The sequence below is a fragment of the Mycobacterium sp. pUA109 genome, from assembly GCF_041287095.1.
Classification (GTDB): domain Bacteria; phylum Actinomycetota; class Actinomycetes; order Mycobacteriales; family Mycobacteriaceae; genus Mycobacterium.
This window is the reverse complement of sequence record NZ_JBGGKS010000001.1, coordinates 362,488-379,375: the sequence shown is the minus strand read 5'-3', so window position 1 is coordinate 379,375 and position 16,888 is coordinate 362,488. Positions and strand designations below refer to the sequence as shown.

16 protein-coding genes are annotated in these 16,888 nt (G+C 70.1%); 4 read left to right on the top strand and 12 right to left on the bottom strand.

The window, feature by feature from the left end; genetic code table 11:
- Nucleotides 1-92: 92 nt before the first annotated feature.
- Nucleotides 93-728, top strand: coding sequence for a TetR/AcrR family transcriptional regulator (locus tag ACAG26_RS01925; protein WP_370478642.1), 636 nt, complete (start codon nucleotides 93-95; stop codon nucleotides 726-728).
- Nucleotides 729-737: 9 nt separating this feature from the next.
- Here the strand turns inward: ACAG26_RS01925 and ACAG26_RS01920 are convergent, their stop codons facing one another.
- Together ACAG26_RS01920 and ACAG26_RS01915 are read right to left on the bottom strand one after the other, a co-directional pair.
- Nucleotides 738-1,991: a GAF domain-containing protein gene (locus tag ACAG26_RS01920; RefSeq protein ID WP_370478639.1), complete on the bottom strand. Its 1,254-nt coding sequence runs from the start codon at nucleotides 1,989-1,991 to the stop codon at nucleotides 738-740.
- Nucleotides 1,988-2,653 (bottom strand): response regulator, encoded by a 666-nt coding sequence (locus ACAG26_RS01915; RefSeq protein ID WP_370478637.1) that lies wholly within the window; start codon nucleotides 2,651-2,653, stop codon nucleotides 1,988-1,990. Before ACAG26_RS01915 ends, ACAG26_RS01920 begins: the two co-directional genes overlap by 4 nt.
- A 127-nt stretch (nucleotides 2,654-2,780) precedes the next feature.
- On the opposite strand from ACAG26_RS01915, the gene ACAG26_RS01910 reads away from it, so the two are divergent.
- Entirely contained in the window at nucleotides 2,781-3,365 is a 585-nt protein-coding gene (locus ACAG26_RS01910; protein ID WP_370478634.1) for a haloacid dehalogenase, read from the top strand.
- Here ACAG26_RS01910 and mmsB read toward each other — a convergent pair.
- The 4 genes from mmsB to ACAG26_RS01890 form a co-directional block, all read right to left on the bottom strand.
- Nucleotides 3,343-4,218, bottom strand: a complete 876-nt coding sequence (gene mmsB, locus ACAG26_RS01905) for a 3-hydroxyisobutyrate dehydrogenase (RefSeq protein WP_370478632.1) — start codon at nucleotides 4,216-4,218, stop codon at nucleotides 3,343-3,345. The genes ACAG26_RS01910 and mmsB overlap by 23 nt on opposite strands.
- A 24-nt stretch (nucleotides 4,219-4,242) precedes the next feature.
- Nucleotides 4,243-5,403 (bottom strand): acyl-CoA dehydrogenase family protein, encoded by a 1,161-nt coding sequence (locus ACAG26_RS01900; RefSeq protein ID WP_370478629.1) that lies wholly within the window; start codon nucleotides 5,401-5,403, stop codon nucleotides 4,243-4,245.
- A 7-nt stretch (nucleotides 5,404-5,410) separates the two neighbouring features.
- Entirely contained in the window at nucleotides 5,411-6,931 is a 1,521-nt protein-coding gene (locus ACAG26_RS01895; protein ID WP_370478626.1) for a CoA-acylating methylmalonate-semialdehyde dehydrogenase, read from the bottom strand.
- Between the two features lie 107 nt (nucleotides 6,932-7,038).
- Nucleotides 7,039-7,842 carry a DUF4349 domain-containing protein gene (locus ACAG26_RS01890; RefSeq protein ID WP_370478624.1) on the bottom strand — a complete coding sequence of 268 codons (804 nt, stop codon included), beginning with the start codon at nucleotides 7,840-7,842 and terminating at the stop codon, nucleotides 7,039-7,041.
- A gap of 183 nt (nucleotides 7,843-8,025) precedes the next feature.
- Here ACAG26_RS01890 and ACAG26_RS01885 point away from each other — a divergent pair, with 183 nt between their 5' ends.
- The gene (locus ACAG26_RS01885) at nucleotides 8,026-8,721 is read left to right on the top strand and encodes an ABC transporter ATP-binding protein (RefSeq protein ID WP_370478847.1); all 696 of its coding nucleotides are present in this window, start codon (nucleotides 8,026-8,028) and stop codon (nucleotides 8,719-8,721) included.
- 101 nt (nucleotides 8,722-8,822) lie between these two features.
- Nucleotides 8,823-11,222, top strand: coding sequence for an ABC transporter permease (locus ACAG26_RS01880; protein WP_370478844.1), 2,400 nt, complete (start codon nucleotides 8,823-8,825; stop codon nucleotides 11,220-11,222).
- Between the two features lie 6 nt (nucleotides 11,223-11,228).
- On the opposite strand, the gene ACAG26_RS01875 is transcribed toward ACAG26_RS01880, so the two are convergent.
- The 6 genes from ACAG26_RS01875 to rfbB all read right to left on the bottom strand — a co-directional run bounded on the left by ACAG26_RS01875 (nucleotide 11,229) and on the right by rfbB (nucleotide 16,366).
- Nucleotides 11,229-11,855, bottom strand: coding sequence for a class I SAM-dependent methyltransferase (locus ACAG26_RS01875; RefSeq protein WP_370478621.1), 627 nt, complete (start codon nucleotides 11,853-11,855; stop codon nucleotides 11,229-11,231).
- A complete protein-coding gene (locus ACAG26_RS01870) occupies nucleotides 11,852-12,421 on the bottom strand; it encodes a DUF4389 domain-containing protein (RefSeq protein ID WP_370478842.1) in 570 nt (189 codons plus the stop codon). Before ACAG26_RS01870 ends, ACAG26_RS01875 begins: the two co-directional genes overlap by 4 nt.
- Before the next feature lie 23 nt (nucleotides 12,422-12,444).
- The gene (locus ACAG26_RS01865; RefSeq protein WP_370478839.1) at nucleotides 12,445-13,575 is read right to left on the bottom strand and encodes an FAD-dependent oxidoreductase; all 1,131 of its coding nucleotides are present in this window, start codon (nucleotides 13,573-13,575) and stop codon (nucleotides 12,445-12,447) included.
- A 135-nt stretch (nucleotides 13,576-13,710) separates the two neighbouring features.
- On the bottom strand, nucleotides 13,711-14,694 hold the full coding sequence (locus ACAG26_RS01860) for an aldo/keto reductase (protein WP_370478619.1): 984 nt from the start codon (nucleotides 14,692-14,694) through the stop codon (nucleotides 13,711-13,713).
- Nucleotides 14,695-14,769: 75 nt separating this feature from the next.
- Nucleotides 14,770-15,369, bottom strand: a complete 600-nt coding sequence (gene rfbC, locus ACAG26_RS01855; RefSeq protein WP_370478616.1) for a dTDP-4-dehydrorhamnose 3,5-epimerase — start codon at nucleotides 15,367-15,369, stop codon at nucleotides 14,770-14,772.
- Between the two features lies 1 nt (nucleotide 15,370).
- Nucleotides 15,371-16,366, bottom strand: coding sequence for a dTDP-glucose 4,6-dehydratase (rfbB, locus tag ACAG26_RS01850; protein ID WP_370478614.1), 996 nt, complete (start codon nucleotides 16,364-16,366; stop codon nucleotides 15,371-15,373).
- Nucleotides 16,367-16,888: the final 522 nt, after the last annotated feature.

Sequence of the window (16,888 nt, the reverse complement as noted above, 5' to 3'; positions counted from 1 at the left end):
ATCGGGTGATTCCTGTAGCGAACTGGAATCGTATGATTCACGTAGTGCGTGATCGTGTCAAGCCAACCCGCGATGGCTGCGATGATGGCCGCATGGACAGCGGCAAGCGGTGGCGCGGCCAGACCTTCGACGACCGGTCCGCGTTACGCCGCGCCGAGTTACTGGCGGCCGGGCAGGAACTCTTGGGCGGTGGAGGCGTCAACGCGGTCACGATGCGGGCGGTCTGCCGCACCGCCGGCCTGAGCCCGCGGTATTTCTACGAGAGTTTCGACAGTCGTGAGGCCCTGCTGGTCGCCGTCTACGACCGGGTGCAGGACGGTCTGATGGAGCGGCTGCTGACCGTCGGGCCGGGCGCCGATCCGTTCGCGACGGTGCGCACACTGCTGGAAGCGTGTGCGGCGTACTTCGAGGAAGACGCTGGCCGGGCCCGCATTCTGTTGCGCGAGCCGCTGGCCGACGACGTGTTGCGCGCACACAGCCTGCGCCGCTCCACCGATGTCATCGACGTGGTCGGCCCGGTGCTCGGCGATGAATGGGGGGCCGCCGGAACCGATCGCTCGGTCATCGCCACCGCGATGTCGGGAGCCCTGGTCTCGCTATACGTGAACTGGGTCGACGGTCGCCTCGATGTCGATCGTGACGCCCTCGCTGACGCTGCGGCCCACATCGTTTTCGGCCTGGTCTGGGCGGCCGGCAAAACGGGACGCGCCGGCGACGAGCGTGCGTAGATCCGGGAATTAGCCCGGCGTGTCGGCCGGGGACACGCACGCTCGCGCGGAGGGGGAGGACGACAGCGGGATGGTGGCGGTGACGGCGGTGCCGGCGCCCGGACGCGACCGGATGTTGAGCCGGCCGCCGACCAGCTCGGCGCGCTCGGCCATCGACAGCACGCCGTAGCCACCCATCTCGTCGCCGCCCAGCGGATTCTCGAACGTGTCGAAACCCACCCCGTCGTCGATGATTTCGAGGCGGGCGACGTTCTCCTCGACCCCGAACCGCAGCCGCGCGACGCTGGCCTCGGCGTGCTTGACGACGTTTTGCAGGCACTCCTGCGCGATCCGATACAGCGCCAGCTCGATGTGCTCGGGCAGCCGGATGTCGGCCAGCTCCAGCTCCAGGTTCAGCTGCGGAATGGACCGGGCCAGGCTGGCCAGCCCGCCGGCCAACCCCAAGTCGTCGAGCACCGGCGGGCGCAGCCCGCTGATCGCCGCGCGGGCTTCGGCCAACGTCAGCCGGGCCAGCTCGCGGGCCTCGTCGAGCTGCTGGGAGGCCTCGGCGGGGTCATCGCCGACCGCCCGCGCGGCGGCGTCGAGCCGATACGACAGGGTGATCAGCCGTTGCGAAATCCCGTCGTGGATGTCGCCGGCCAGCCGGCGACGCTCGATCTCCTGGGCCTCGATCACCTGCTCGACGAACAACTCGTGGGCGCGTTCGCGGGCCACCAGCTGGCGATGCAGCCGGGCCTGATGCATGGCGCCGGCGATCAATCTCCCGATCACACACAGTAATTCGACGTCGCCGGCGCTGAACTCGCGCCGCTCGACGGTGTGCACGTTGAGCACGCCGACCAGACCGCCGGGATCGGTTTCCATCGGCACCGACACCATCGAGGTGAAGTCCCGCCCGCGCAGCGATGAGATCGGCAGATACCGCGGATCGGCCTCTTTGTCGTCGGTGATCACCACCGGTTCGCGGTGCCGGGCCACCCACCCGGACACCCCGGACCCCAACGGCAACCGGATCTTGCCGACCTGCCCGTCGAACGGCGGGGTGGCCCCGGCCAGCGTCAGCGACCGGTCGGTGTCGTCGAGCACGTGCACGAAGCAGACATCGGTGCCGGTGGCCGCGGTGATGATGCGGGCCGCGGCGGCCGCCAGCGGTTCGACGCCGGGCCCGGTGGAGGCGGCCTGGATCAGTTCGCGCAGCAACACCAGTTCGTGGTCGGCGTCGACGAAGTCGCGCACCGCGTTGGACCGGCGCCGCGCGCTCACTGGTAGATCCCTTCGCGCAGCGCGGTGGCCACCGCCCCGGTCCGGTCGGACACCCCGAGTTTGCGGTAGATGGACCGCAGGTGGCTTTTGACGGTCTCCTCGCCGATCACCAGCTTGGTGGCGATCCCGCGGTTGGACAGCCCGGACACCATGTAGGACAGGATTTCGCTTTCCCGCTGGGTCAGCCCCTGCCGGGCCCCGGGCCAGAACTCGTCGCGCTGCAGCCGAGCCGCGGTGTCGGCGGCCCGCGCGGCCATCCCCGGGTCGATCACGGTTTCGCCGCGGTGCGCCGACTCGATCTGGCGGACCAAATCGTCGCTGCTGATGCTCTTCAACAGGTAGCCGCGCGCCCCGACCCGTAACGCCTGAAACAGGTACTGCTCGTCGTCGTACACGCTCAACATGACCACCTTGCGGTGCGGGTCGCGCTCCCGCAGCGCCAGGCACAAATCCAGGCCGCTGGCGCCCTGCATCCGCACATCGCACAGCACCACGTCGGGGTCCAGTTCGGCGATCACATCGAGTGCCTTGTCCGCGCCGATCGCCTGGCCGACCACCTGCACCCGGTCGCGGAACGCGGTCAGCATCGCCTTGAGCCCCTCGATGACCATTTCGTGGTCGTCGACCAGGACAAGGCGCACCGGATCCCCGGGGTGGGTCATGGCAACACTGTAAGGCCTGGTGGCGGCCCGGTGCGCCGAGCTGGCGATCGCCGCGGCGGCCGGTTCACCCGCGCAGACCCCCCATTCGGGGGAGGCAGGACCGACCGGCTCCCGGCACCCTGCTGTTATGTACCTCACATCACGGCGGACCCGACCGGCGCGCACGTTTTGGTGGGACCGGGCGCGTCCGCTCGACGCCGACCTCAGCCCGCTGCGTGCGGTGATCTTCGACGCCGAGGCGCTCGGCGAGCTCGACCACGACGGCGACCGGATGCCCCGGTCCGGGCTGGCCGACCTGGTCATGAGCCTGTTCGTGGCCGGGGTGTGGGTCGCGGTGATCAGCACCGATGCCCGCGACGTGGCCCAGACCCAGGCCCGGCAGCTGCTCGGGGAGGGACTGGCGGAGACCATCGTCAGCGCCGACGACCTGCCCCAACCCGCCTCGACCGCCGAGCTGTATCGGCTGGCGTTGTGGGAGCTGGGCATCGGCGCCGCGAGCGCGCTGGCGGTGGTGGGTTCCACCCGCGGGTTGCGCGCCGCGGCGGCCGCCGAGCTGGGGACCGTGGTGGTCACCGGCGCCGGGTCCGCGCACCCGGGGTTCCCGGGTGCGGTGCAGGTCCGCGCCGGCTACGACGGGCTGTTGGTCGATGGCTGTCGCGAGCTGTGCCGACGCTGGGGGGTCGCCCAGCTCAGCTGCCGCGCAGCGTCGTGATCACCGCGCTGAAATCTTCGTCGGCGTGCTCGGCGGTGAACGCCGCGTAGATCTCGGCGGCGTGGCGGCCCAGCGGCGCCGCCGACCCGGCCGAGGCCACCGCGTCCATCGCCAGACCGAGGTCCTTGTTCATCAGCGCGGTGGCGAAACCCGGTTTGAAGTCGTGGTTGGCCGGTGAGGTGGGCACCGGGCCGGGCACCGGGCAGTTGGTGTGCACCGCCCAGCAGTTGCCGGTGGCGCCGGTGATCACGTCGAACAGCGCCTGCGCGGACAACCCCAGCCGCTCGGCCAGCACGAACGCCTCGCCGACGGCGATCTGCTGGATGGCCAACACCATGTTGTTGCAGATCTTGGCGGCCTGACCGGTGCCCGCGTCGCCGCAGTGAATGATCTTGCCGGCCATGGGTTCGAGCACCGGGCGGGCCCGGGCGAAGGCCGCCTGCTCACCGCCCACCATGAACGCCAGCGTGCCGGCGGCCGCGCCGGGCACCCCGCCGGAGACCGGGGCGTCGACCTGGGCGAAACCGTGCTCACCGGCCAGCGCGTGCACCGCGCGGGCGTCGTCGACGGAGATGGTGGAGTTGTCGATGAACAGGGTGTCGGCTCGGGCGGCCGGCAGGATCTCGGTGTAGCACCGCTTGACCAGCTCCCCGTTGGGCAACATGGTGATCACCACGTCGGCCTCGGCGACCGCCTCGGTGCCGCTGTCGAAGACGGCGGCCCCGTGCTCGGCGGCGGCGGCCGCGGCGGCCGGCACCGGGTCGTAGCCGCGCACCGGGTGCCCGGCGGCAATCAGGTTCGTCGACATCGGGCCGCCCATGTGGCCCAACCCCAAGAACGCGATCGTCGTCATCTGTCCTCCTACACTCGGGCCTTGCTAGGCCCGCACCCGCGCGGCCTCGGCGCGGCCGATCACCACCCGCATGATCTCGTTGGTGCCTTCCAGGATCCGATGCACCCGCAGGTCGCGGACGATCTTTTCCAGACCATACTCGCGCAGGTAGCCGTAGCCGCCGTGCAGCTGCAGGGCCTTATCGGCGACGTCAAAACACGCGTCGGTGACGTAGCGTTTGGCCATCGCGCACAGCTCGACCTTGTCGTCGGCGTCGTCGTCCAGCGCGGACGCGGCCCGCCACAACAACATTCGTGAGGTTTCCAGCGCGGTCGCCATATCGGCCAGGGTGAACCGGATGGTGGGCTCGTCGAGCAGCGCCGACCCGAACGCCTCCCGGTCGGCCAGATAGCGGGCCGCCTTATCGAACGCCGCCTGCGCGCCGCCCAGCGAACACGCCGCAATGTTGAGCCGGCCGCCGTTGAGGCCCTGCATGGCGATACCGAAGCCGGCGCCTTCCCCGTCGGCGCCGCCCAGCATCGCCTCGGCCGGCACCCGCACGCGATCGAAGATGACCTGCGCGGTCGGTTGGGCGTTCCAGCCCATCTTCTCCTCGGCGGCACCGAAACTCAGCCCCGGAGTGTCCTTTTCGACGATGAACGTGGAGATGCCGCGCGGACCGTCGGCGCCGGTGCGCGCCATCACCACATACACGTCGGAGGCCCCGGCCCCGGAGATGAACTGTTTGACACCGTCGAGCACATAGTCGGCGCCGCTGCGGACCGCCCGGGTGGCCAGCGCGCTGGCGTCCGAGCCGGCACCGGGCTCGGTCAGGCAGTAGCTGGCGATCAGCTCCATCGACGCCAGCCGCGGCAGCCAGGTCTTGCGCTGCTCCTCGGTGCCGAAGGTGTCGACCATCCACGCGCACATGTTGTGGATGGACAGGTAGGCGGCGGTGGTCGGATCCCCGGTGGCCAACTGTTCGAAGATGCGCACCCCGTCCAGCCGGCGCAACCCGCTGCCGCCGACGTCCTCCCGGCAGTAGATCGCCGCCATCCCCAGCCCGGCCGCCTCCCGCAGCACGTCGGTGGGGAAGTGGTGGGTGGCGTCCCATTCCAGGGCGTGGGGGGCCAACCGCTTGTCGGCGAACGCGGCGGCCGTTTCGGTGATCACCCGTTCGTCGTCATCGAGACCAAAAAATCGCATGCCGGCCCTATTCCATGGTGGGGATGTGGAATTCGGCACCGTCCTTGATGCCCGACGGCCAGCGCTGGGTGACGGTCTTGACCTTGGTGTAGAACTGGATCGACGCCGGCCCGTGCTGGTTGAGGTCGCCGAACCCGGAGCGCTTCCAGCCGCCGAAGGTGTGGTAGGCCACCGGCACCGGGATGGGCACGTTGACCCCGACCATCCCGGCCTGCACCCGGGCGGTGAAGTCCCGGGCGCTGTCGCCGTCGCGGGTGAAGATCGCCACCCCGTTGCCGTACTCGTGCTGAGAAGGAAGCGCCACTGCCTCCTCGTAGGTCTTGGCCCGAACGATGCACAGCACCGGCCCGAAGATTTCGTCGGTGTAGATCGACATGTCGGTGGTCACGTTGTCGAACAGGGTGGGCCCGATGAAAAAGCCGCTCTCCAGGTTCTCCTCACCGAACGTCAGGTCGTTGCTGGCGCGCTCGCGGCCGTCGACGACCAGGTCGGCGCCGGCGGCCACGCCCTGGCCGATGTAGTCGCGGACCCGGGCCAGCGCGGCGGCGGTCACCAGCGGTCCGTAGTCGGCCTTGGGATCCAGGCTGTGGCCCACCCGCAGGTTGTTGATCCGCTCCACCAGCCGGGCCCGCAGCCGGTCGGCGGTCTGCTCACCGACCGGCACCGCCACGCTGATGGCCATGCAGCGCTCGCCGGCGCTGCCGTAGCCGGCGCCGATCAATGCGTCGACGGCCTGATCCAGATCGGCGTCGGGCATCACGATCATGTGGTTCTTGGCGCCGCCGAAGCATTGCGCGCGTTTGCCGTTGGCCGCGGCGGTGGCGTAGATGTACTGCGCGATGTCGGAGCTGCCGACGAACCCGACCGCGGCGATGTCGGGGTGGTGCAAGATGGCGTCGACGGCCTCCTTGTCGCCGTGCACCACCTGGAACACCCCCGGCGGCAAACCGGCCTGGATGAACAGTTCGGCCAGCCGCACCGGCACCGACGGGTCCCGCTCGGAAGGCTTGAGAATGAACGCGTTTCCGCACGCCAGCGCCGGGCCGGCCTTCCACAGCGGGATCATCGCCGGGAAGTTGAACGGGGTGATGCCGGCGACCACGCCGAGCGGCTGACGCAGCGAGTACACGTCGATACCGGGTCCGGCGCCCTCGGTGTAGTCGCCCTTGAGCAGGTGCGGGATCCCGACGCAGAACTCGACGACCTCGATGCCGCGCTGAATATCGCCGCGGGCGTCGGCCACCGTCTTGCCGTGCTCCCGTGACAGCAACTCGGCCAGCTCATCCATGTTGGCGTTGACCAGCTCGATGAACCGCATCATCACCCGGGCCCGGCGCTGCGGGTTGGTGGCCGCCCAGCCCTTCTGGGCCTCGGCGGCCGAGGCCACCGCCGCGTCGACGTCGGCGGCGGAGCCCATCGGCACCGTCGCCTGCACCTGGCCGGTGCTGGGGTTGAGCACGTCGGCGGTGCGGGTGGACCGTCCAGCGGTGCGCTGACCGTCGATGAAATGCGAAATCTGTGTCGTCATGACTTATCCCGTGAAGTTCGCGTGTGGAGGGCAACGCCCAGAATACTTGCATATCCTAGTAAATGTCGGTGCGGGTTGGCAAGGGGGCGCGGCTTGGCGGGCTCCTGCTAGGGACGCCGCCGGACCCTGCGGCGCAACACCACGACGGCGCCCCCGATCAGCAGCAGCACCGGTAACCAGGGCAGCAGGAAGCCGACGACGGTGATCGCGCCGTGGGTGGCCGACACCAGGGCGTGCCAGCCGTGGCGGACGGAGGCCACGAATCCGGTCGAGGGCGGCGCCGACTCGGAGGACACGGTGACCGTGATCGTCGCGTAGCTGATCTGGTCGCCGAGCTGGGTGCGCTGGGCCCGCAGGCTGTCGAGGTCGGCCTGCCGTTTGGACAGGGCCTCCTCGGCCTGCAGCAGATCGGCGGTGCTGGTGGCGGTCTTCATCAGCGCGGTCAATCGGTCCACCGACGTCTGCAGCGCCGCGATCCGGGCGTCCAGGTCGACGCGTCCGGTGGTGACGTCTTCGTGCTTCAGCGACACCGACGTGACATCACCCAGTTGCGTGGTGTTCCTGAGGAATTCGTCGATTTTCGGGGACGGGACGCGCACGGTCAGCTCGGCGGTGCGGGATTGCCCGGACGTGCGTTCGGTGCGATCGTCGACGCGGCCGCCCAACCCGGTGGTGAGCTCGACGAGCCGATCCGTCGCCGCCCCGACATCGGCCACCGTGATACCCAGGCTGCCGGTCGTCACGATGTCGCGCTGTTGCGGCTGATTCGCGGGGCTCGCCGGCGCCGCGGGCGCGGGGTTGATGCTGTTGGACGCCGGCCGCTGCCCCGCGCAGCCCGCGACCAGCACGATCAGCATCGAGGCCACGCCAATCAGCAGCGCTCGCGACGCCGATCCGCGGTGGATGGTCATGACGACCACCCTAAGGCGGCCCGGGTCGGGTCCGACGCGGCAAAAACCGGCCGGCACGCCAGCCCGGGCGCGCCGTGTCGAACCGAGGGCGGGCCGGCCGCGTTGTACCCGATATCGGGTAGTGCGCACCTGCGGGAGGTCATCATCAGCCGACACCAGGAGTCGCCGCCGCGTCACCGCGCACTGACCATCGAACTGGCCGACGTGGTGCGCGAGTACCGGGTCGGCGGCCAGTCGGTGCGGGCGCTGGACGCGATCAGCCTGCGGCTGCACGGCGGGCAGTTCGTGTCGATCGTCGGGCCGTCGGGGGCGGGCAAGAGCACATTGCTGCATCTGTTGGGCGCGTTGGATTCGCCGGACTCCGGGTCGATCACCTTCGACGACGACGAGATCGGCCGGCTCGCCGACGAGCAGCAGTCGGAGTTTCGGCATCACCGGGTGGGCTTCGTTTTCCAGTTCTTCAACCTGTTGCCGACGCTGTCGGCGTGGGAGAACGTGGCGGTGGCCAAGCTGCTCGACGGCGTCCGGTTGGGCAAGGCCAGAGCCGATGCGGTGCGGCTGCTGGAGCGGGTGGGGCTGGGTAACCGCACCGAGCACCGGCCGGCGGAACTGTCCGGCGGCCAGATGCAGCGCGTCGCGGTGGCGCGGGCGCTGATGATGGATCCGCCGCTGATCCTGGCCGACGAACCCACCGGCAACCTCGATTCGGCGACCGGCGCGTCGATCCTGGCGCTGCTCGCCGAGGTCGCCCACGACGACGGCCGCGGCCGGTTGGTGGTGATGGTGACCCACAACGCGGACGCCGCCGCAGCGACCGATCGGGTGATCACCCTGCAGGACGGTCGGCTGGGCTCCGACCTGATGGCGGTCGGGCGGTGAACCCGGCCCGGGTGGTGGCCGCCGCGGGCAGCCGGCTGCGGGTGTTCAGCCTGCGCGAGCTCGTCGTGCACCGGCGGCGCACCGGCGCGTCGATCGCCGTAATGGCCGTCTCCGCACTGTATGTGGTGGCGGTGTTCGGCATCTTCGGCTCGATCACCGGATCGGTCAACCGGCTGGCCGACGGGATCGCCGGCGTCGCCGCGCTGGAGGTGTCCGGGATTACCGACGCCGGGTTTCCCGACACGATCACCGCGCAGGTGGCCGCGGTGCCCGGGGTTGCGGCCGCCGCACCCATGATCCGGATGTCGGCGACCACGCCGGCGGGGCCGGTGCTGCTGCTGGGCGCCGACGAGACCAGCGCCGCCCTGGAGGGGGCGCTGGCGAACGCGGTCGGGGGTCGCCTCGCGGCGCCGCCCGCGGTGCCCAACGGGGTCCGGGTGGGACCGGGCCTCGGCTACGCCGCCGGCGACCGGTTCCAGCTGGGCTCCGGTGCGGTCACGGTGGCCGCGGTGCTGGGCGGCAAGCGGCTCGCCGAGCTCAACGGCGGGCACTACGTCCTGGCCGCACTGGGGTTGGCGCAGCAGGTCACCGGGCGGCAGGGCCAGCTGGACTCGATCCTGATCACCACCCGGCCCGGCACGGATCTTGCCGCCGTTCGCGCCGGGGTCAGCGCCGCGGTGCGCGGGCGCGCCCTGGTCGCCGAGCCCAGTGGGCGGGCCACCCGGGCCGGTGACGGCGTCAAACTGATGAACTACATGGCGCTGCTGGGCGCGGCCGTCGCGCTGGTGGTGGGCGCGTTCCTGATCTACACCACGATGACCATGGCGATCACCCAACGGCGGCCGGTCATCTCGCTGCTGCGCGCGATCGGCGGCCGACGCGTCACCCTGGTGCGCGACATGCTCGCCGAGGCCGCCCTGCTCGGCCTGGTCGGTGGCGGTGTCGGGTCGGGCCTGGGAATACTGGCCGGCCGCACGGCGATTGGGCGGCTACCGCCGGCCATGACTCAAGGATTGGAAGCCCGCGTCGAGTACGGGCTGCCCGGCTACGCGATCCCGGCCGCGCTGGCCGCGACGGTGGCCACCAGCGTGGCCGCGTCGGCGATGGCCGCGCGGCAGGTCTACAAGGTGTCACCGATCGAGGCGTTGGCACCGGTCGGGGCGTCCGCCGCGGACGTGGTGCCGCACTGGTTGCGGATCGCGGCGGGGGCGGGCGCCGTCGCGGCGATCGTGGTGTCGATCCTGCTGATCGTCGACCGGCACGGCTCGTTCGCGTTCGCCGCGATCGGGGCGCTGTTTGGTGCCGAGATCGCCGGCGGTTTCGCGCTGACCCGGCCGATCGTCGCCGCCACCGCCGCCACCGCTCGGCTGTTCGGGTCGGTCGGGGCGCTGGCGGCCGCGACGATCGAGCGGGCGCCGCGGCGGGTGTGGGCCACCGTGATGACCGTGCTCATCGCCGTGGTCACCACCATCGTGATCACCGGCACCAACACCGACATGATCCGTTCGGCCCGCGCGGTTTTCGCGCCGGTCGCCGACGTCGACGTGTGGGTGAGCGCCGATCCGCCGGACCGCTATCCCACCGACCCGCTGCCGTCCGGCCTGCGCCAGAAGCTGGCCGCGGTGCCGGGCGTGGCCCGGGTTACCGAGGGCGCCTTCGCGTTCGCCGTGGTCGGCGGCACCCGCGTGCTGCTGGACGGATTCACCCCCGGCACCGCCGATGCGCTCTACCGCGCGCTGGACGAACCGGTGCGCACCGCGGTGCTCGCCGGTCGCGGCGTGGTGCTGTCCCAGAACCTGGGCAAGGCCCTGCACGTCCGGGTCGGCGACCAGCTGCGGCTGCACACGCCCCGCGGCCCGCGGCGCCCGCAGGTGCTGGCCTTGGTGCCGTATTTCTCCACGGTCATCGGCACCGTGGGGATCAACCTCGAGCAGATGCGGACCTGGTTCGACCGGCCGGCGGCGACCACCCTGCAGATCACCGCGGCCGCCGGCACGGATCCGCGCCGCCTGCTGACCGAGGTGCGCCGCGCGGTGCCCACACCGAACTACGTGTACGACGGTCGCGCCGGGCTGGCCGGGCTGGAGGCGCCGCTGCACCAGAGCATGTTCATCGCCAACGCGGTCTGGATCATCGTGGTGTTCGTGGCCGCCGTCGCGCTGCTCAACACCCTGACGCTGTCGGTGCTGGAACGGCGCCGCGAGATCGGGGTGCTGCGGGCCATGGGGGCAAGCCGCCGGTTCACCCTGCAGATGGTCGTGGTCGAGGCGGCCAGCATCGGGGTGCTGGGCGGCGTCGCCGGCCTGCTGTGCGGACTCACCGATCAGTGGCTGTACAGCCTGGTCAGCGGCGACGTGATGAGTTTCGACGTCGACTTCCGGCCCAGCCCAACGGCGCTCGCGTTGACCACGGGTGCGTTGGCGATCACCCTACTGGGCGCGCTGCCGCCGGCGCGCCGGGCGGCGCGGCTGAACATCATCGACGCCGTCGGCGTCGAATAGACGGTGTCACCGCTCGACCATCGTCGCAACGCCCTGCAGATGGGGTGTGCACGGCGGGGGCACCAGGGTCCGTCGAATGCTGCGCAGCGCACTGGTATCGAAACCCGCCGCGGCGATGGCGTCGACGGTGCGGCGGTTGGGCTGGCACCCGGACGCCAGCCACGACCAGGGCCGGGCGATGCGGTCCTGAAACCACCCCATCGCGCCGTCGCCGCGCACATGCTCCAGCACCACCAGCCTGCCGCCGGGGACGAGCACCCGCCGGATCTCCTGGAGGGTAGCGGCCACATCGTCGACCGAACACAACACCAGCCCGACGTGCACCGAGTCGAAACTGTTGTCCGGGAACGGTATCGACTCACCGGCACCCGCGACGATGTCGGCGGCGACGCCGTGGCGGCGGGCACAAGCGCGGGCCATCCGCCGCATCGCCGCGTCCGGCTCCACCGCGGCCACCGAGGTGACCGCCGCCGGCAGGAACATCAAGTCGGTGCCCGGACCCAGACCGACCAGCAGTAGCCGGCCGGTCGTGTGGCTCATCGCCGCGCGGCGATACCGGTGGTAGAACAGCCGGTCGAAGACCGGCATGCCCAGTCGATACACATACGGGAACAACGGATTACGGCGCGTCATCGGCCGCCCAGATCCAGCCGGAACGGGGGATACTCCTCGCGCATCAACGAAACGTAGACGGCTACCCGGTAGCGCCACCGCACGATGCCCAGCAGCAGGTCGTACATGCCGCGCGGGATCGTCCCGGTGCACAACAACCCCAGGGCCGCGATCACGCACAGCACCTGCAGCAGTGGCTCCATCGCCCAGCAGAGCAGGATCTGGGGGATCGCCAACAGCCATCGGTTGACTGGGGCGGCCCGGTTGCTGAGCCGGTGCGGGTAGTCGACCTCCAGGTCGGCCGGGTAGCCGGGCCGCGACGCGAGGCTAAACGGCGGGTACTTATCGGTGCTGTTCATCGGAAACCGGTAATTCATCACGCGCCAGGACCAGCGCAGTGTCCCGACCGTGACATCGAAGATCGGCCGCGGATACCGACCGGTGCACACAATCGCCACGCCGGCGACGATCGTCAGCAGCGGATACACCAGATAGAGCCCGATCAGGATCGGGTAGTGCGGGACGGCCAGCACACACCACTTCACCAGCCACAGCCAGCGTGACGGCGCATCGACCTCGGCGCGCACGCGTACCGGATCGTCCGGTGGGGTCATTCGCCGGTCGTCCACATCCGGCGGTGGCTGACCGCGCGCAAAAACGTTGTCAGCGTCCAGGTCATGAACCGATCGGACAGCATCGCCGCCGGCCGCAGGACGGCTTCACCGTGGGACACCTGCCGCGACGCCACCCAGGACACCGCCCGCACCTTGCGCCGCCGGGTCTTCTCGTACCAGCGCACAGCGGCCACCAGATCGTCGGTGCGGCAACCCGACAGCGCCTTGCGCAACACCATGGTGTCGAGCAGCGCCTGATTGGTGCCCTGCGCCAGGGTGGGCGGCATCGTGTGCGCCGCGTCCCCGAGCAAGGTGACCGCGCCCAGGCCCGGCGACCGCGGGATCGGATGCCGAAAATGCGGATACGGCGACGGGGCCAGGTCGTCGTCGGTCAACGCCGCCAGCACCCGGTCGGCCCGCTCCGACCAGCCGGTGAAACTGGACCGGATCAGCGAGAGCGGATCGTTGGGGCGGACGAAGTCGAACGACCAGGGCAGGTCGAACCAGAACTGCAGATCGCGGCCGCCGGCCGGCCACAGGCCCAGGTTTCCGTGGTCGCCGACCATGACCGTGGCGATCTGTTGATCGGCGATCTCCGGCAGGGTGATCAGCCCCTGCCAGCTGCACCAGCCGGTCGGCACCGCATCCGGTCCGCCGATGACGTCGCGCACCATCGAATGCAGGCCATCGGCGCCGATCAACAGGTCGCCCTCGGCCCAGCTGTCGTCCTCGAACTCCAGCTGCACGCCGGTGGGCGTACTGGTCACCCCGACCGCCCGGGCATGGCAGCGGATGCGCTCGGTCGGAAAGCCGTCCAGCAGGCGGGCCAACAGGATTCGACGCGGCACCATCCGCACCGGCGCGCCCATCCGGGCAGCGATCGCGGCCGCATCAAGGGTGGTGAGCCGACGCCCCGCGGCGGTCACCACCCGCACCGTGGACAGTGCCTGACCGGCGCCGTCCATGTTGACGCCCAGCTGCCGCAACACCGCCGCGCCGTTGGGCCAAATGGTGACGGCGCCACCGGCGGCGCGCACCTGGGGGCGCTGTTCGTAGACGGTGACGTCATGGCCGTCGTGCAGTAAGGCCCGGGCAACGGAAATACCGCCCACGCCGGCGCCCACCACAAGGACCCGAAGCGGTCCCGCATTCGGTGCGAGCGCCAGTTCCTTGCAACGGCGCAGGCGGCCCTCGAGCCTGCTGAGCCCCACGCCTCAATCTATGCCGCAATGAGCCCAGTGCACAGGGGAACGCCCCGATATCTAACTTTCCCGCCACATCTCCGGGCGGGGACCGCCGATCGGGCTCGCCGAGGCCAAAATCTCCTCGATGGCCGCAAGGTCGGCCTCCGACAGCGTGACCTCGGCGGCACCGGCACTTTCTTCGAGATAGCCGAGATGCTGCGCGCCGACGATGGCGACGTGCACACCGGGCTGCGCCAAGACCCAGGACAACGCCAGCTGACTGACCGTGATCCCCAGATCGGCGGCCAAACGTTCAAGCCGCCCAACGACTTCCAGGTTGCGCAAGAAACCGTCACCGTTGAAGATGTCGCTGTTGCCCCGCCAGTCCGTCGCCGCGAAGCGGACATCGGGGCTCACCGTTCCGGTGAGCAGGCCGTGGGCCAACGACCCGTATACCAGCGTCCCGATGTTGTTCGCGCGGCAGTACGGCAGCAGCTCGTCCTCGATGTCACGGCGAAGCATGTTGTACGGCGGCTGCACCGTTTCCACCGGAAGCGTGGCCGAGAACTCCTTCACTTGGGCGGTGGTGTAGTTGGACACGCCGACGTGCCGGATTTTGCCTGCGGCGACCAGGTCCGCCAGGGCGCCGGCGGTCTCGGCGGCCGGGACCGCCGGATCGGGCCAGTGGACCTGGTACACGTCGATATGGTCGATACCCAGCGCGCCGAGGCTGTCGTCGATGTCGCGGCGCAGCCACTCGGGTCGAGCGTCCCGGACCGGCCCGTTGTCGGTTTCGCGCAGCCCGCCCTTGGTGGCGATGACAATCTCGTCGCGGTTGCGCTGCAGATCGGGGCGAAGCGCCTGCCCGAGCAGGCGCTCGGCGGTTCCGAAACCATATTCATGGGCGGTATCGAAGACGTTGAAGCCGAGGTCGCGCGCACGGCGAATGATCGCTATCGCCTTATCTTCGTCGACGTGCCCCCAGGCCCCGCTGAACTCCCAGGTGCCCAGGGCCAGCCGCGAGACCTCAAGGCCCGTCTTGCCGAATGTGCTGGTCTTCATGTCCCTCCCGTACCGGATAGACGTCGATTCACCCCAGCCTACGGGACAGTTTGGCGGCCCCCGCCCAGCGCAGGGTCAGCGCAACCCATCGACGAAGGACCGCGCCTCGTCCCAGCTGGGCAGCAGCCCGGACGCCTGGACCTCGGCCAGGCTGGGCGCCGCGGCATCTCGCTCGGACACCACCAGCTCACCCGCGGACACCGGCCAGTCAATGCCCAACGCCGGATCGGTGGCGGCGATGGTGTGCTCGCGCTGCGGGTCGTATCCCGCCGAGCACAGATACATCACCGTCGAGTTGTCCTGCAGCGCAAGAAAGCCGTGCGCCAACCCCTCGGACAGGTACACCGAGCGGCGATCCGCGGCGTCCAGCAGCACCGCATCCCAGCGGCCGAAGGTCGGGGAGCCCACCCGGATGTCAACCACCACGTCGAACACCGAACCAGACACGCAGGTCACGTATTTGGCTTGGCTGGGCGGCAGCTGCGCGAAGTGCAGGCCGCGCAACACCCCGGCCGCCGACACCGAACAGTTGGCCTGCCGCAGGTCGAACCGGTGACCGGCGAACCCGGTGAACTCGCGGTCGGTGAACCATTCGAAAAACACGCCGCGGGAATCGGCGTGCAGCCGCGGGGTGATCTCCCAGGCGCCGGGGATGGCGAGCTCGCGTGCCGTCACGTCACTGACCGCGCTGTTCGTAGCGGGCCTCGACGGCGTCCTTCAGCGGCGCCCACCAGGATTCGTTGGCGCGGTACCACGCGATGGTGGCGCGCAGGCCCTCCTCGAAGTCCGTGTGGCTGGGCGCCCAGCCCAATTCGTCGCGCAGCGCCGACGGGTCGATGGCGTAACGCAGGTCGTGGCCGGCCCGGTCGGTCACCTGGTCGAAATCGTCGGGATCGCGGCCCATCAGCCGCAGGATCGTGCGCAGCACGGACCGGTTGTCGCGTTCGCCGTCGGCGCCGATCAAATAGGTCCGGCCCGGCTGGCCGGCGGCCAGGATCCGCCACACCGCCGCGTTGTGGTCGTCGACGTGGATCCAGTCGCGCACGTTGGCGCCGCTGCCGTACAACTTGGGGCGCCGCCCGGTGAGCACATTGGTGATCTGGCGCGGGATGAACTTCTCCACATGCTGGTACGGCCCGTAGTTGTTGGAGCAGTTCGAGATCGTCGCGGCCACGCCGTAGGACCGCACCCAGGCCCGCACCAACAGGTCGGCGGCCGCCTTGGTCGACGAGTACGGGCTGGACGGGTTGTAGGGGGTCGACGCGGTGAAGCGATCCGCACCGTCGAGCGGCAGGTCGCCGTAGACCTCGTCGGTGGAGACGTGGTGCAGCCGCACCCCGTGCCGTCGCACCGCCTCCAGCACCGTGAATGTGCCGACCACATTGGTGTGCAGGAACGGTTCCGGGTCGGCCAGCGCATTGTCGACGTGGGTTTCGGCGGCGAAATGCACCACCGCATCGGCCTCGGCGACCAGCTTGGCGACCAGCTCGCCGTCGGTGATGTCGCCCTGCACCAGCCGGATGTCGTCCTGCACGCCGGCCAGAGATTCGTGGCTGCCGGCATAGGTCAACGCGTCGAGTACCGTCACCGAATCCTCGGGGCGTTCCCGCACCGCGTTGTGCACGAAGTTGGCGCCGATGAATCCGGCGCCACCGGTCACCAGCAGCCGCATGAGGCAACTTTAGCCGAGCCGCGTCCGCGACGGCCGCCATCGGTCATCGGGCGGCGGCCCGGCATCAGCGCGCGTCGGGTGCCTCCGGGCGGGTGGTCCTCGCCGGGGGCGGTGGGTCCCGGATCGGCACGGGCAATAGTTCGGCGCAGATCGCAATCACGCGAAGCAGCCCGGTGAAAAGGCGGATGCCGGCCGCCTCTAATCGTTCTCGCATCACAGACGTTCCTTCCAGCAAACCCGGGCGGTGCAACCGTGCTGGCCGCCGGGTCTGTAATCGCGCCGGGCGCTTCATGCTTCACGCCCGGCTTGGCGGCGTTACCGAACCGACCGCAGGCGCGGCTCCGCGATTCCGAATTTTGCGGCAGCTCAAGTCATTACGGTCCATGGGGGTTGTAGTCGGCGACCCGGGGCGTTGTCAAGACGTACCTGCGTCGCCGAGCGGGCGCCGCCGGCTCGGTGCGACGGTGTGGCCTGGATCACGGTGATGACGGGAACCGCGGCGTCCCGTGCACCGACCAACTC